Consider the following 12,864-nt stretch of genomic DNA (forward strand, 5'->3'; position numbering starts at 1 on the left):
CAGTCCACCGCCCCTTCACCTCACACACTTGCAGGAGGATCGCCATGCACTCCCAACCCGCCGGCAGAGGCAGCCGCCCGACGCGCCGCGCCGTGCTCGGGACGATCGCGGGCGTCGCGGCCGCCGGGGTGGTGGGCGGTTACGCCTGGGACCACCGCGGGCACGGCAGCGACAACGGCGAAGCTACGGCCGCCGACGGAGCGGGCAGCGGCTCGAGCGCCCAGGACACCGGGGGCCACACCTTCGAGCGTCTGTCCGCCCCCGCCCGCACCGTGGTCCGCGCCGCCGACGGCGGCACGCTCGCCACGTTCACCGACGGTGCCCGTACGGCCGTCCTCACCGGGCCCACCCGCCACTTCAGCGAGCCGCGGACCACCGAGGCCAAGGTGACCACGGACGCCTGGGTGCGGGTGCTGCCGCACGAATGGCAGCGCGGCATGGAGAAGTCCGCCTCGTTCAAGACCTGGTTCCGCAAGGCACTCGGCGACACCAGCCCGGACGTCTTCGCGGTGGCGTTCCAATACAGCAGCGCGGGGGCGCCCGACAAGCACAACGCCGCCGGCGTGCGCTACGCGGGCACCGCGCACTTCGGCCCGCGCAACGCCGCGGTCAACAACCCGCTGGACTTCGCCTACCACGACGAACAGTCCGACTTCTACGACTATCTGGGCACGCCCTGGACCTTCCCGGACGGCACACGCGTGCAGCCGGACCAGGCCCGGTACGGCGACGCCGACTGCTCCGGCTTCCAACGGCTGGTGTGGGGCTACCGGATGGGCATTCCCCTGCACAGCACCAACACCAAGGGCCCCGGCCTGCCGCGCCGCGCGTACGCCATCGCCGCCGACGGTCCCGGCCGCCTCGTGATCCCCCACACCGGCAAGCAGCAGGCCACCGACCTGAGCGTCCTGCAACCCGGCGATCTGGTCTTCTTCGCCATCATCAAGGACCGGCCGGACTTCATCGACCACTGCGGCATGTACATGGGCCTCGACGACCAGGGCCGGCACCGCTTCTACTCCAGCCGCTCCGCAGCCAACGGCCCGACCATGGGCGACATGTCGGGCCACGCGCTGCTCGACGGCACCGACTTCTACGCCCGCGGCTTCCGGGCGGCCCGCCGCCTGTGATCCCGCCGCCTGTGCACCGCCGCCTGACCTGACCTGCTGATCCGAGGACCCCCGCCATGACCGCCATCCCCGCCGCCCGGCCCACCGGAGCGCACCGAGGCCGCCGGACGGCCGGCCGCCGCTCCGACCTGCCGGAAGACGCCCCGCGCTGGGAGCGCCCGGCGCTCGCCGCGGTGCTGGTCGTCGCCACCGTGCTGTACTCCTGGGGCATCGGGCACGCCGCTGTCCACCCCTTCTACGGTGCGGCGATACGGTCGATGGCCTGCAGCTGGCGCGCCTTCTTCTTCGGCGGGCTCGACGCGGGCGGGTCGATCAGCATCGACAAGCTGCCCGGCGCGTTCTGGCCCGACGCCGTCTCCGTCTGGCTCTTCGGTCCGCACACCTGGGCAGCCGCGCTTCCGCAGGTCGTCGAGGGCGTGATCACCGTATGGCTGTTGCACCGGATCGTACGGGCCTGGGCCGGTCCCTTCGCCGCGCTGATCGCCGCGCTGACGCTCACCCTCACCCCGGTGACCGTGGCGCTCAACCGCGCCACCATCCCGGACACCGCGCTCACCCTGCTCCTCGTGGCGGCTGCCGGGGCGCTGCAGAAAGCGGTGCGCACCGAGCGGCTGCTGCCGCTGATCACCTGCGGTGTCTGGGTCGGCCTCGCCTTCCAGGCGAAGATGCTGCAGGCGTGGCTGGTGCTGCCGGTCTTCGCCGCGGTCTACCAACTCGCGGCACCCGGAACCCGGCTGAACAGGGCCCTGCGTGTCCTGCTGGCCGGAGCGGTCTCCCTGGCGGTCTCCTGCTCCTGGGCGCTGATCGCCTGGGCGACACCGGCCGGGAGCCGCCCGTACCTCGACGGCACGTCCAACAACGATCCGTTCACCCTGGTCTTCGGCTACAACGGCCTGAGCCGCTTCAGCAGCGACTCGACCGCGTTCGGCGCCGTCGCGGGCACCGCCGCCAGCCGCACCACCGGCAACACCGGCTGGGACATGCTGATCAACGACACGGTCGGCCCGCAGGTCGCCTGGTTCCTGCCGCTCGCCGTGCTCGCCACGGTCCTGGGCGTTCTCTGGCGCGCCGGGCAACCGCGAACCGACCTGCCGCGCGCGGGATTTGTGCTGTGGGGTGGCTGGCTCGCCGTGCACACCCTGGTGTTCAGCGCCTCCAACGGCAACCACGCCTACTACACGGCCGTCATCGCCCCGGCCCTCGCCGCACTGGCCGGCGGCGGGCTCGCGCTCTTCCGGTCGGAGTACGAGGCGAAGTACGAGCCGAAGCTGGAGGCGGCGTACGAACCGGAGGCGGAGCATGAGGCGGCCGCCCGGCGGCACCTGGCGCTACCGGCGGCGATCGTACTGACGGCGGCGTGGGCGCTGGTGCTCGACTGGCCGACCCGATTCGTCTCCTGGCTGCTGCCGGTCGCGGTGATGCTCGCGCTGTGCGGCGTGGTCGGCCTGTGGAGCCGCGGGCCGCGGACCTCCCCGCGGATGGCCCACGCCGCCCTCGCCGCCGGGATCGCGGCGACCCTGGTCGTACCGGCCGGTTGGGCCGTCTCCGGCCTCAACCCGCTCTACGCGGGTGCCGCCACCTCGCCGATGGCCGGTCCGGTGGGCAAGTCGTACTACGAGCATCCCCGCCACGCTCCGCGCAGGAGAGGGCTCGACCATCCCAACGCCCGCGACACCGCCCTGCTCGACTACCTCACCACGCACCGCCACGGCGAGAAGTATCTGCTCGCCACCCAGGCCGCCTACACCGCCGAGCCCCTGCTGCGCGCGAAGTCCGAGCCCATCCTCGTCATGGGCGGCTTCACCGGCAGCACCCCCTTCCCCACCACCCAGCAGCTGAGCAGCTTCATCGCCACCGACCAGCTGCGCTATGCGCTGCTCACCGCCCAGCGCCCCACCACTCCCGCCACCGCATGGGTGAAGTCCAAGTGCACCCGCATCCGGCCCACCGCCTACGGCCGCCGCACCGACGGCAGCTTCACGCTCTACGACTGCAACCCGCAGCGGTGAGGCGACTCCCCCGAAGCCAGGGACAGTGGTCGACGGCCGAGTGCCGACTGCCCAACACAGCTACCGCGCCGCCCGCAAGGCTCCACCGAGACCGGCTCCCTGATCGACGACATCGTTCGCGAGGGCGCGAGCGCCGGGGGCGCTACGCTGCTGTGCCGTGCAGGAGACGCGTCTCGACACTGCTCGGATCCGGGCGGCTCGCCGGGTGATCGACCCGGTCTTTCTCGACACTCCGCTGTACCGCTGCGATGCGCTGGAGTCCGACCTCGGGTGCACGGTGAGCATCAAGCTCGAGACGGCGAACCCGGTCCGCAGCTTCAAGGCCCGCGGCACCGAGGTGGTCGCGAGCCTGCTCGCCGACCATGGCCCGCGAGCCGTGGTGTGCGCCAGCGCGGGCAACCTTGGCCAGGCCCTTGCTTGGTCCGGTCGCGGCCGGGGGCTCGACGTCACCGTCGTGGCATCCCGCTTTGCGACTGTGGCCAAGCTTGATCGCATCCGTGCGTTGGAGGCCAGGCTGGAACTGGTGGACGGCGACCACGAGTTGGCTCGCGAGCGGGCGGCGGCCATCGCGCGGCACGACGGCATCCGGCTGCTCGAAGACAGCCTGGACATCGAGACCTGCGAGGGCGCGGCGACCATCGGCCTGGAACTGGTGGACAGCGCGCCGTCGTTCGACACCGTCCTCATTGCCCTCGGCGGCGGGGCGCTGGCCACCGGCGTGGGTCACGTGGTGAAAACCTTGGCACCCGAAGTCGAGGTGATCTGCGTCCAGCCGCTGGGCGCACCGGCGATGACACGATCGTGGCGCCAACGACGTGTCGTCACCACCGACTCGACCAACACCATCGCTGACGGCGTCGCCGGCCGGCGTCCCATCCCGGCCGTCCTGGACGACCTGCTCCTGGTCGCTGACGACGCCGTCCTGGTTCGGGAGGCGTCGATCATCGCAGGCATGCGTATGCTCCTCGACCGCGCCGGCCTCGTCGTCGAACCATCGGCCGCGCTCGGCATCGCGGCAGTCCTCGAAGACCGTGACCGCTTCGTCGGCCGACACGTGGCCACCATCGTGTGCGGCAGCAACGTCGACGTAGACGCCTATCACCGCTGGGTCGGTGCGGCTTCCGTCCACAGTTGGCGATAATGCGTGCTACCTGCCAGTGCCCATCACTTGGGGGGTCTTGTGAGTCTGAGTCCGCGCGAGGTATTTCTACGCCTTGTTCATGGGGTCGCCGACGGGAACTCAAACGAGTTGCCGGACCTGTATGGCGAAGTCACCGATGTTCGCCATCCGATGGCGACGCCGGAATCCAAGCCGTTGACCAGTCGGCGTGCCCTCCAGGGGCACTTCACGGTGCCGCCGGAAGTCCGGGAGTCCTTGCCGAAGAGACGGGTCGCCGATGTCGTCGTTCACGAGACCACCGATCCTGAAGTGATCGTCGCCGAGTTCGCCTACGAGTTCACGTTGCCGGACGACTCCATGGCCAAGGTGCCCTGTGTCTTCGTCATGCGCGTCCGGGACGGTCAGATCATTGAGTCACGCGACTACATCGACCCGATCCGTACGTACTCGGCACGCGGGGAGCTGGACCAACTCATCACGTTGTTGCGCGCGAATCGTTCCTGACGGCTCGTCACACGACCTTGGTTGCACGGCGGTCCAGGCGGTCCATCCATTGTTGGGGAGTCAACGCGGAGGGCTCGGACGTCGTCCGTAGTAGGGCCTCACCGTGCTGGCAAGTTTGCGCTGAATTGACCGCAGCGTCCTGATCGTGGCCTCGTCGGTGAACCTGCTTGACCAGTGCCGCGTGCTGGATCTTGCCCTCGGTGAAGATGCGCCACTCAAGGCAGTGGATTGGGCACGAACTCTCCTGGCAACAGAGATCGTCTTTGTCAGCGATCTTGCTGGCATCCTGAGCGTCCGCAAACCCCATGCCGACGGCGAGGGGGTCACTGCACCGAGCTGGCCCGCCCCATTCGAGGAGGGAACGCCGAAGCAGTTCGACCTCGTGCTCCGCCAAGAGTTCGCTCGCCCGCACCAAGTCTTGTGGCAACAGCTCGCCCCTCCCGTATGAGCCGAAGAATGATCACGCTACCTCTTCTTCAGGCCTCTCCAGCGGATAAGGCCGCAGGCGTGCGCCGAGATGAGAGAGGAGGCCTGCTCACGTCATGCGCCACAGGTGGTCGTCGGTGCCGTTGTCGTCGAACTGGACCACCTGCGCGCTGTTCTGAGTCGACATCCCGTCCACGCCCAGGACCTTGCCGCTATGCCGGTTGCGGACCAGGAACCAGCCGTCGCCCTTGTCGATCAGAGTCCACAGGTGGTCGTCGGTCCCGTTGTCCTCGTACTGGACGACGTGCGCGCTGTTCTGGGTCGACATCCCATCGACGCCCAGGACCTTGCCGCTCTGGCCGTTGCGCACCAAGTACCAGCCGTCTCCCCTGTCGATCAGTTGCCACGCATGGTCCCCTGTTCCGGTGTTGTCGAACTGCACGACGCTCGCGCTGTTCGCCGTGGACATCCCGTCGACGGCCAGCACCTTTCCGCTGTGCTTGTTGAGGATGCGCCGGTAGGGCGCCTCCGGCAGCCACGTCCTGCCGTTCGGGGATGCTGTCGGGAACGAGGTGATCCTTAGCCGGGCCGCGCCCATCGGGACGAGCGTGACGTGCTCCACGGCGCCCGTGGCCCGCGCCGGGTTCTGCTGGAGCGGGGCGATCACGTGCTCGTCGTCGGCGATCCACTCCGGGACGCGCCGCGCCTGGGCGGTGAGCGTGAGCGGGGTGGCATCGTGGGTGAAGGGATTTGCGGCGACGGGACCTTCGGCCCGGGTCAATGCAAAGGTCGTGTCCGGTACCAGGCCGTAGTTCCACGGTGTCGTGGCGTGCACCTCGTACTCGGGGAAGGTGTCGTCGCCGGCGTAGCGGACGTACTGCTCGCCGATGCGCAGTGCGTAGGTCAGCGGCCCGTGGGTCACGCTGACGGCGTCGTGGTTGGCGGGCCAGGTTCGGACGGCGGTGCGTTGGGGGAGGGTGAGGGTGACACGGTCGCCGTCCTTCCAGGTCCGCTCCACGCGGACGAACGCGGGTCCGCCCTGTGCCGGGACCGGCTGCCCGTTGACGCGCAGCTGAGGGCCTGTGCACCAGCCCGGCACACGCAGGAGCAGCGGGAACGAGACCGGTCGCGGCGTGGACAGGGTCAGCGTGACGGTCTCGTCGAACGGGTAGTCCGTGTCCTCGGTGATGGTGATCGTGGTACCGGAGGCGACGGTGGCGCGGACGCTGCTCGGCGCGTACATCGCGGCCGCGAGTCCGCCGTCCGGGGTGGCCAGCCACAACTCCTCACTGAAGTACGGCCATCCCATTCCGTAGTTGTGGGGGCAACAGCGGTACTGGTCGACACCGGGCTGGTAGGACTGCATGGCGAAGCCGTTCTGGAACTGCCCCTGGGTCTTGCGGACGTCGTCCAGGTCCACGCTGTTGGCGCTGGTGACGTAGTGCACGCTCTTTCCGTCGGGATCCAGAGCGGCGGGCAGCATGTTGAACGCCAGGTCCTCGCAGCGGTCCGCCCATACGGGGTCGCCGGTGATCCGGGTCAGCAGCTCGTGGCTGGCCATGAACTCGACGATGCCGCAGGTCTCGAATCCCTGCCGAGGGTCTCCGAAGCCGGGTCTGATGTTCTCGTCTCCGGCGATCCCGCCCCCGGGGAACTGGCCGTACCCGCCCAGGACTTGGTCATAGGTCTGGTAGGTGGCCCGGGTCAGGTCCGCGGAGCCGGTGCGCTGGGCGTACTGCGCCGGTTCGCGGAAGCCTTGTGCGATGTTGACGTTGTGCGCCGTGGGCAGGGGGCCGGTCCAGTCGGCGCCCCAAGCGTGCATCTTGTCGACGAGGTCGAGCAGAAACGCCTCCTCCGTGCGGCGGTACAGCCACACGGCGACATCCATGCCGTCGCCCCAGCGCAGCGAGACCCAGCTCGTATCGAAGGCGCCCCTCACCTGGGCGTTCATGAAGCGAAGGAACCGGACGAGGAAGGGCACGATCCGCGGATCACCCGTGTGTTCCTCATAGGTACGCAGCGCCTGGAGCAGCGGCAGGAAGGGCCAGAAGTCGGGGCCGCCGTTCAGAGAGCTGCGCAGGGCCCGAGGTCCGAAGAAGCCGTCGCCCTGCTGCGTGGCGAGGACCGCGTCGATCCAGCGGCGGGCCTGGTCAAGGGCGGCGGTGTCGCCGGTGGCGATGGCGAGAGGGACGTACCCCCGCAGCCAGTACGGGAGTTCCTCCCAGCCGTCATGGTCGGGGCGCGCCCAGCCGCTGGTCGTGACGTCGAGGAAATGGGAGCGCGCGGCGTAGCGGCCGCACAAGCCCTCAAGCTGCAGACGCAGTTGGCCGGCGAGCCAGCCGCGGGCGGTGACGCTCCCGGACGGCAGCCGGATCAGGGCATCGGCAGCGAGGCCGCTCGCCGCGGCAGCAGGCGCCGCCGGGAGTGCGGCGCCGACGGCGAGGCATCCGGTTTGCAGGAAGTGGCGTCGGGCGAGGGGCATACGGCTTCTCCTGTGGGGGGTCTCCTAGGGGGGCATGATCTGGCTGCCGGGCGCTGGCGTGGAGGGGTTGCCCGTCAGCGGGGCGGCGGTCGGCCCTGCCGTCGGCCGGCAATCGACGCTCCTGGGGAGGGGCCCACCGAGGCCATCGTGGGTTCACGCGCAGTGGGCCGGCTTCGCGCCGCTGCCCGTACCGGAGCCGACAACGTTGTCGTACACCCAGGGAGGCGTCGCCCGAGATGCCTGATGCGCACGAATCCTCCTTGGCCGAGGAAGGGTGGTGGCTCACCGTGTTCGCTCTGTACAACGTTGTAAGGAACGGCAGTTGGCATGACAGCACGACTTCCGGGCCCTGTCCAGGGACATGACAAACCGGGTGAGCGGGACACCCGTCGAGGCATGCGCGGGCAGTCGGTGGCGAGTGTCGACCTGCGAACATCATGGACAGCTGTCCATGTATTGTGGACAGCTGTCCATGAAGCTCGATGACGGAGATGCCTCGATGGAGACGACTGCCAATGTGCTGGTCGGACTGGTGGCCGCGCTGCACGCGTACTTCCTGGTCCTGGAGATGTTTCTGTGGGAGAGGCCGCCGGGCCGCAAGCTCTCCGGCTTTGATGCGGCCCTGGCTCGTGACACCGCCCGTCTCGCCGCGAATCAGGGCCTCTACAACGGATTCCTGGCCGCCGGGTTGATCTGGGCTCTGGCCGCCGGGGATCCGACCGGGTTCCAGGCCCGGGTCTTCTTCCTCGTCTGCGTGCTCGTCGCCGGTCTTTATGGCGGGCTCACCACAAACCGGCGGATCCTCGCAGCCCAGGCCCTGCCCGGGGCCCTGGCGCTCACCGCCGTTCTGCTTGCCAGGTGACCGCCGTGCAAGCAGATCCCCGCACGGCGCGGACGCGGGCCAAGCTGGGCCGAGCACTGCTGGAGGAGTGCGCTCACCGCCCGCTGGCGGAGGTCAGCGTCGCTGCTCTGGTGCGTCGGGCGGGAGTCGGCCGCGCCACGTTCTACCTCCACTACGCCGACCTGGAGGCGCTCGCCGTCGACGTCTGCGCCGATATCGTCCGTGAAGCCGTGGACGCCCTGCACGCGTGGCGCGGCACACCCGATCCCGAGACCCCTCCACCCGCCCTGCTTGAGTTCTTCGACCGTCTCGCTTCACATGCCGAGCTCTACCGGGAGCTGTTGAGCCCCGGCGGCAGCGGTCCTCTCGGCCAAGTACTCCACCAGGATCTGCGCGCCCGCAGCCGCACCGAGCGCGCCCTGGCCGGTGCGCCCGAACCCGACCTGGTCGCCTCGGCCGTGGCCGCGACCTTCGCCGGGGTTCTCGCCGACTGGCTGCACGGCCTCATCGAGGCCACTCCCGCCGAGATTGCGGACCGGGTCTGGCGCCTGCTCGTCAATCTGCACCGCGCCCGCCTGCCCTGACGAACCATCCCCGCCAGGTCACAGCTCCATTAACGTTCCTTCACATCACCTCCACACAACGGATGATGCTCCCCCAGCACCCGAACATCCCTGGGGGGAGACCATGTTCAAACGAGACCCGGAACAGGCCGCACAGCGCCAGACGCAGCATGACGAGCAGCGTCGCGAACGCGAGGAGTGGGCGGCCAGACAGAAGGCCGAGACAGAGGCCCTGACCGCCTGGCGCACCACCCACCCGGCCGAGAAGACCCTCAACGCCGCCTGCATGCTGCGCCCCTGGCCGGGCTCCAAGTTCGGTGAAACCCCACGGGGACCCATCCTCGGCGGTCACGCCGAGCTCGTTGACGCCGGCGCCCACAAGGCCTGGACGGCGGCCCGTCTCGTCGGAGGCGTCGCCACCGAAGGCGCCCCCCTCGCCGCCGGCCGGAAGGACAAGGGCGCTGCCGTCATCAACGTCACGTTCGGCAACGGGTCCGCGCACACCTACGACGTCACCCCGGAGAACACCACGCTGCGCATGGCCGACCAGTACGTCACCGCCTTCAACGCGCTCGCCACCCAACTCGCCAACGAGGCCGCACAGCAATAGACGTGGCGGCAGCACCACGAGCCGGGCCACCCCTGCCGGCGTGCAAGGTGGCCGTCCGCTGCTCGCGCTTGGGAGGGTGCGCTCAGCACCAGCCTCCGCCGAGGTTGGCGAATGCCTTCCAGGCGGCCCGGGTCTTGGTTCCGGCGACGCCGTCGATGCCGCCGGTGTCGTAGCCGATCGCGACGAGGAAGCGCTGGAGGCCGCGGATGGTGTTGGGGCCGACGTCGCCGTCCACGGTTCCGGCGTTGTATCCGCGGTCGTTGAGGAAACGCTGCCAGGCCTTCCAGCTGTTGGTGCCGAGTTGGCCGTCGATCGTGCCGGGGTTGTACTTCCCGACGGGTACGGCGTCGCGGACGTAGCACTGAACGCTCTTGCCCTCGGCGGTGTTCAGTCCGAGGTTGTTGACTGCCTGGATGGTGACGGTCCGGGTGGCAGCCTGCTGGGCGGGAGCGGCGGTGGCTGCCGTCGCTCCGGCGAGGGTGCCGATGCCAAGTGCGGCCGCGGTGAGGGTTCCTAGCAGGGTTTTCGTGAGCCTGGTCAGGGCCATGTGTGAGTTCCCCGGTGGGTGAGTGGAAGTGAAGGGGGCAGGTGGAGCACTACCGGATTCGCGCATCCGCTCGGTGAGCGTCTTGCGTTTGAATCTGGTGGTGGAGGGAGCGACTCAGAAGGCGCTTTCACGTCAAACAGAACACTCAACTGCCCATGCGCACAGTGGAGTTGTCGTGCATCCATCCGGCCATGTGATCCACCCGCGGGGGGCACTTGGGCAGAGCGACTGGTAACTCCGGGAGCACGGCAGAGCGGCCCGCGTCAGACGCCGCTGCTGTCGAGCAATCCGCGGGCCAGGGCGGTGGCCAAGTGCAGTACGTACTTGCCGTCGCGGCGGCTGATGATCAGGCCTCCGTCGCGTAGTACGCCGATCTGGTAGCTGGCGCTGGGTGGGGCGATGCCGAGGGACTGGGCGACCTCTGTGGTGGTGCGGCCGCTGTGCCGGGCCACGTCCATGAGGACGGCGCTTCGCGTGCGTCCCAGGAGCCGTTCGAGCCGCTCGTCGCTCGCGCGGACGAGGCCGAGCGGGGGTTTCGCCACCGGGTAGACCAGCACGGGGTCGAGGCTCGAGTCCGCGAGCGAGGTCGGCCTGCGCCAGCAGAAGTAGGACGGCACGAGCAGCAGCCCGCGCCCTTCCAGATGGAGATCGCGTTCGCAGGGGTAGTCCACCTCGAGCACGGGAGCGCGCCAGCGGGCCCAGGGGCGTAGTCCGTCGAGGAGCGCGCCCGTGCCGCCTTCGAGGAGATCGTGCGAGCGCAGTGCGACATCGTTTCCCACCGCCGATTGCACATGCGCCCAGTGGGGCGCGAGCAGAGCACGGAAGGACGATTCGAGAGCCGTGACGAGGGAGTTGGTGAATGCTCCGGCCGACACGCCGGGGCGGGTGACCCAGCCGGGCACCGAACGGACCTCGGCGAACAGGCGTAGATCGTTCAGCAGTCGTTCGCGTGGCGTGGCGTGAACCTGGTCCAGGGCCGCGGACAGACCCTGGCCCATCACAGGGGGCGTGAGAAAGTCCGGAATGTAGCCGGTGGTGGGGATGAGGGCCTGCGTGAACCGCACGGCGAAGCCGGTCCGTTCATCGCTGAGGAGCCGTTCGGAGATCGATCTTCGCCAGCGGCCGAAGACGAGTGGTCCTTGACCGGTGCTCAGTCGGCAGACGGCGCAGACGAGTTCCCATAAGGGGTCCGGTTGCTGGGCTATGCGGATGCGTTCCATGTCGTGCGCGGTGAAGTGGATACGAAGCATCGAGTCGGTCACTCACAATGCGGTGGGGGGGTTGGCACGCCCGCTGCCGGGCCGTTGAGGTAGACGAGCGACTACTGCACAAGGTTGCCGACACGGAAATGCCGCGGCGCAAATGCGCCGCGGCGGTGGCTCCTGGTGTCCCGTTGCGTCAGTCGAGTCCTAGAACGGTGCGCACAGGCCCGGATTGGCGTCGCAGGAGCGGAGGTTGGGGTCCCAGCTGGTGTTGGAGCTGGAGAAGTACACCTCCGGCACCCAGCCCCAGTTGCCGTTGTCCGCCTCGGTGAAGGCCCAGGCGTTGTTGCAGTAGCTGCCGGAACAGAACTGCGAGCTCAGCGTGTCGCCGCGGAACCAGTTGATGTTGGCGCTGTTGACGGTGCCCACGAGGGTGCTGGACCCGGGCGACGAACGCACCCCGATGCTGCCGCCCCACAGACGGCAGTAGTTCACGTCGCCGGCGCCGTGGTGGGCCCCGGCCGAGATGTAGGAGTAGGTGACGTTGCAGGCCGTGTCGTACTGCGCGCCGGACGGGGCGGCGGAGGCCGGGGCGGCGGTGACGCCCAGGGCCGTGGCGACGGCCGCCGCCATGACGGCGAACGCCGCGGCCGACGACTTCACTGTGTTCCTCACTGGTGTCTCCTCGTGTTCATGGTCGGTCCCGCGGCCGGTGGCGCGCCGCGGGTGGTACGGGTGGACGTCTCAGCCGCGCAGGGCGAGCGTTCCCGGGCCCTGCCCGAGCGTCAGGTTGCGGCGTCCTATCCGCTCGGCGAGCCGTGCGAGGCGGTCGTCGGAGGGAGGGACGTCGATCTGGAAGTGCGCCTCGTAAGGGGTGTTGAAGGTGCCGCCCCAACGCACCACGCCCGCACAGTCGGCAACGATGTCGGCGATGGCCGCGCGCTGCGCGGGAAAGAGCGAGCCCGTCACGCCCGGCGGATGGGCGCCCGGACGGATGGCGACGGCGGTACCGGAGGCGTAGTTGGTCCAGAAGCCGGTCAGGCCCCGGGGCGCCTTGAAGCCCTGGACGTCGTCCGGTTCGAGTGCTGCGATCTCGTAGTGGTAGCGGCTGATCACATGGACGAGCACGGCGGAGGCGGCACCGAGCCGCGTCGCGACGGTGGCGCCGGTGCCCGGTATGGCTCTGGTCCATACGGCGCCTCCGATGTCGGCGCCCTTCTCCATGGGCCAGCCGTTCGCGCTGTTGCTGCCGGTGCGCGGATGGCCCCGGGAGGGCCGGCTGTCCGCGAGAGCCGGCCTCGACGGGCCGGGCGAGTTCGCCGCCGCGGCGGCGGTGGCGAGTGCGGGCACTGCCGCTGCGGCGCAGGCGACTCCGGTGGCCGTGCGCAGCAGCACGCGCCGGGTCGGGGCAGGGCTGGGTAGGGACATGG

General features: G+C 69.5%; 13 protein-coding genes. 8 read left to right on the plus strand and 5 right to left on the minus strand.

Annotated features, from left to right (window positions below):
- Positions 1-44: 44 nt before the first annotated feature.
- From ACIBN2_RS28540 to ACIBN2_RS28560, 5 genes are all read left to right on the plus strand, one after another.
- On the plus strand, positions 45-1,130 hold the full coding sequence (locus ACIBN2_RS28540; protein ID WP_399138486.1) for an NlpC/P60 family protein: 1,086 nt from the start codon (positions 45-47) through the stop codon (positions 1,128-1,130).
- Between the two features lie 56 nt (positions 1,131-1,186).
- Positions 1,187-3,139, plus strand: a complete 1,953-nt coding sequence (locus ACIBN2_RS28545) for an ArnT family glycosyltransferase (RefSeq protein WP_399138487.1) — start codon at positions 1,187-1,189, stop codon at positions 3,137-3,139.
- Positions 3,140-3,296: 157 nt separating this feature from the next.
- Complete coding sequence (locus tag ACIBN2_RS28550; RefSeq protein WP_399138489.1) at positions 3,297-4,280, plus strand: threonine/serine dehydratase; 984 nt, start codon at positions 3,297-3,299, stop codon at positions 4,278-4,280.
- Between the two features lie 108 nt (positions 4,281-4,388).
- Positions 4,389-4,763 carry a nuclear transport factor 2 family protein gene (locus ACIBN2_RS28555; protein ID WP_399138490.1) on the plus strand — a complete coding sequence of 125 codons (375 nt, stop codon included), beginning with the start codon at positions 4,389-4,391 and terminating at the stop codon, positions 4,761-4,763.
- Positions 4,764-4,908: 145 nt separating this feature from the next.
- Positions 4,909-5,211 (plus strand): hypothetical protein, encoded by a 303-nt coding sequence (locus ACIBN2_RS28560; protein ID WP_399138492.1) that lies wholly within the window; start codon positions 4,909-4,911, stop codon positions 5,209-5,211.
- Positions 5,212-5,298: 87 nt separating this feature from the next.
- On the opposite strand, the gene ACIBN2_RS28565 is transcribed toward ACIBN2_RS28560, so the two are convergent.
- Positions 5,299-7,671, minus strand: coding sequence for an RICIN domain-containing protein (locus tag ACIBN2_RS28565; protein ID WP_399138493.1), 2,373 nt, complete (start codon positions 7,669-7,671; stop codon positions 5,299-5,301).
- Between the two features lie 499 nt (positions 7,672-8,170).
- Between ACIBN2_RS28565 and ACIBN2_RS28570 the strand changes: the two genes are divergently transcribed.
- The 3 genes from ACIBN2_RS28570 to ACIBN2_RS28580 all read left to right on the plus strand — a co-directional run bounded on the left by ACIBN2_RS28570 (position 8,171) and on the right by ACIBN2_RS28580 (position 9,685).
- The gene (locus tag ACIBN2_RS28570; protein WP_399138970.1) at positions 8,171-8,533 is read left to right on the plus strand and encodes a DUF1304 domain-containing protein; all 363 of its coding nucleotides are present in this window, start codon (positions 8,171-8,173) and stop codon (positions 8,531-8,533) included.
- A gap of 5 nt (positions 8,534-8,538) precedes the next feature.
- Complete coding sequence (locus tag ACIBN2_RS28575) at positions 8,539-9,096, plus strand: TetR/AcrR family transcriptional regulator (RefSeq protein ID WP_399138494.1); 558 nt, start codon at positions 8,539-8,541, stop codon at positions 9,094-9,096.
- A 103-nt stretch (positions 9,097-9,199) separates the two neighbouring features.
- The gene (locus ACIBN2_RS28580; RefSeq protein WP_399138496.1) at positions 9,200-9,685 is read left to right on the plus strand and encodes a hypothetical protein; all 486 of its coding nucleotides are present in this window, start codon (positions 9,200-9,202) and stop codon (positions 9,683-9,685) included.
- Positions 9,686-9,767: 82 nt separating this feature from the next.
- Here the strand turns inward: ACIBN2_RS28580 and ACIBN2_RS28585 are convergent, their stop codons facing one another.
- The 4 genes from ACIBN2_RS28585 to ACIBN2_RS28600 form a co-directional block, all read right to left on the minus strand.
- The gene (locus ACIBN2_RS28585; protein ID WP_399138498.1) at positions 9,768-10,232 is read right to left on the minus strand and encodes a peptidoglycan-binding protein; all 465 of its coding nucleotides are present in this window, start codon (positions 10,230-10,232) and stop codon (positions 9,768-9,770) included.
- Between the two features lie 263 nt (positions 10,233-10,495).
- Positions 10,496-11,494: an ArsR/SmtB family transcription factor gene (locus ACIBN2_RS28590; RefSeq protein ID WP_399138500.1), complete on the minus strand. Its 999-nt coding sequence runs from the start codon at positions 11,492-11,494 to the stop codon at positions 10,496-10,498.
- Between the two features lie 147 nt (positions 11,495-11,641).
- Positions 11,642-12,109: a hypothetical protein gene (locus ACIBN2_RS28595; RefSeq protein WP_399138502.1), complete on the minus strand. Its 468-nt coding sequence runs from the start codon at positions 12,107-12,109 to the stop codon at positions 11,642-11,644.
- Between the two features lie 69 nt (positions 12,110-12,178).
- On the minus strand, positions 12,179-12,862 hold the full coding sequence (locus ACIBN2_RS28600; RefSeq protein WP_399138504.1) for a hypothetical protein: 684 nt from the start codon (positions 12,860-12,862) through the stop codon (positions 12,179-12,181).
- Between the last annotated feature and the right edge of the window lie 2 nt (positions 12,863-12,864).

Origin of the sequence: Streptomyces sp. NPDC050534, from assembly GCF_044457745.1 — a bacterium.
GTDB lineage: Bacteria > Actinomycetota > Actinomycetes > Streptomycetales > Streptomycetaceae > Streptomyces.

What these genes read in the sequence shown, in the direction of transcription:
- ACIBN2_RS28540 (WP_399138486.1), top strand. Translation starts at nt 45, where the DNA reads ATGCACTCCCAACCCGCCGGCAGAGGCAGCCGCCCGACGCGCCGCGCC.
- ACIBN2_RS28545 (WP_399138487.1), top strand. Translation starts at nt 1,187, where the DNA reads ATGACCGCCATCCCCGCCGCCCGGCCCACCGGAGCGCACCGAGGCCGC.
- ACIBN2_RS28565 (WP_399138493.1), bottom strand. Translation starts at nt 7,671, where the DNA reads ATGCCCCTCGCCCGACGCCACTTCCTGCAAACCGGATGCCTCGCCGTC.
- ACIBN2_RS28570 (WP_399138970.1), top strand. Translation starts at nt 8,171, where the DNA reads ATGGAGACGACTGCCAATGTGCTGGTCGGACTGGTGGCCGCGCTGCAC.
- ACIBN2_RS28580 (WP_399138496.1), top strand. Translation starts at nt 9,200, where the DNA reads ATGTTCAAACGAGACCCGGAACAGGCCGCACAGCGCCAGACGCAGCAT.
- ACIBN2_RS28585 (WP_399138498.1), bottom strand. Translation starts at nt 10,232, where the DNA reads ATGGCCCTGACCAGGCTCACGAAAACCCTGCTAGGAACCCTCACCGCG.
- ACIBN2_RS28600 (WP_399138504.1), bottom strand. Translation starts at nt 12,862, where the DNA reads ATGTCCCTACCCAGCCCTGCCCCGACCCGGCGCGTGCTGCTGCGCACG.